The following is a 1779-nucleotide window of genomic DNA, read 5'->3' on the forward strand; positions in this document are numbered from 1 at the left end:
ATGATTTGACTTTCGCTAGTGCGTTTGCTCATGGTAAAACTCCTTTGAAATAAGTTTACGGTAAAGTTCAAAAAAGTTCTACTTTCTTGTTGTCTTAATTTAGGGGATGGCTACACAATCTATATATGATGGTTCGGTTGGTGATTTGAGTCAATATGGCTTAGTCAAAATAATCAAGAAACAAAACCGAAGAAATCCAAAGGCTATAATTGAATTGGCTAATAAATTTAGGAATGATATTCAACAGATGCCGTCAGAAGATGTAAATGCCCCTAATATGGAGAGTGGAGTTATTAGGGAGGGGACTATTAAGTTTTTATATGGCAAAGAATTGCATAGTTTCACTGACATAAGAAGAAAGAGCCTATTTAAGGCTTGGGATTTCTCTGATGGTACACAAACAAAAGAGTTACGGCTGACACACAAATATAATGCTGAGATGTCAGAATTTGAGGACTTATATGATTTATATCATGATGACCTGATTGTTAAACTTATAAAAAAAATAAATGATAAAGTAGACAGCGAGAATTTAGATAAAGATGAGACTCTAGGTAATTTGGTAGCTAGGATAGAACCAACATTTAAAAAGCAAAAATTGCTAGATTTAGTAGATGATAGTAGGGTTCATAAGTTATTGTACAATGACTTGAAAGATATGCCATGGGAGGAAGTTTTTAAGAAATGTAGAATCGCTGAACAATCTCTTATGTCGTATAAATTAAATGGGCTAAGTAGGAAATATGAGGCCAATTCTTCCCGAGATAGGATTTTACGAAGATTAGATATACTGGCGGAACTTATTGAACTTTATGAGTCTAACAAGGTTAATGATTTTTTAAGAATAACAAAATTTTCTATTGATAGTACGAATGACAAAATTCATCTTAAAGAAACAATGGATTATCTTTTAAACGAAGAGGATAAAACAATAGGAGATGTTTTATTGTTTGCAGAGAAAAAGGGGTTGCTTAAGAACGATGAATTGTATAGTAGTTATATTCTAAATGGAGGGTATTATTTGTGGAAAAGAATACAGGAAATTCCATTCAAACAATATAGAAAAAGTATTGCTTACTTGAAAGAGTTTTCTCCGATCTGTACTCAACATAGTGTTAAAGGAAGTGAATATGATAACGTACTTCTCATATTAGAATCTAATTGGAATAAGTATGATTTTAATACATTATTTGGGCACGGCTCTTCTTCAACAAGTGTCCAACAGAGAACAAAGAATTTATTCTATGTGTGTATTACGAGAGCAAAAAAGAATTTAGTTATATATATGCCTACCGATGAGTTAGAAATAGTAAACAAAGCTAAGAATATTTTTGGTGAAGAAAATGTCATGCATATGTCATCAATTTAGTAGATGTGTCTTCTAAAAAGCTGATTATTGGCTGAGTGGAGTTTGTCAGGAATTTTGTATAAATGAATTTTAGAGATTGTTGGTCATACGGTTTTTAAACATAAAAACAAACTGATTTAATGCTGAACACAAAGCTCATCATCTGCGTTCACTTCTACTGGTTTACATAATCGCCATAGACGATTTTAAGTGCAATATTGCTTGGGAACTGTTATGTCGTTTAGTTGTATTAAGTTTGGTTTTTATTCTAAAATCAACAGCTAAAATCATATCCAGACAGTAGAATGCCGCATTGTGTAGCCATCCCCTAAATTAAGACAACAAGAAAGTAGAACTTTTTTGAACTTTACCGTAAACTTATTTCAAAGGAGTTTTACCATGAGCAAACGCACTAGCGAAAGTCAAATCAT

Annotated in this window: 1 protein-coding gene; it reads left to right on the plus strand. The window is 32.2% G+C overall.

From position 1 onward, the window contains the following. Positions 1–106: 106 nt before the first annotated feature. Complete coding sequence (locus HKX40_RS10520) at positions 107–1369, plus strand: 3'-5' exonuclease (RefSeq protein ID WP_216605241.1); 1263 nt, start codon at positions 107–109, stop codon at positions 1367–1369. The last annotated feature ends 410 nt before the right edge of the window (positions 1370–1779 follow it).

The sequence above is a fragment of the Pelistega europaea genome (assembly GCF_013133775.1).
Taxonomy (GTDB): Bacteria; Pseudomonadota; Gammaproteobacteria; order Burkholderiales; family Burkholderiaceae_B; genus Taylorella; species Taylorella europaea.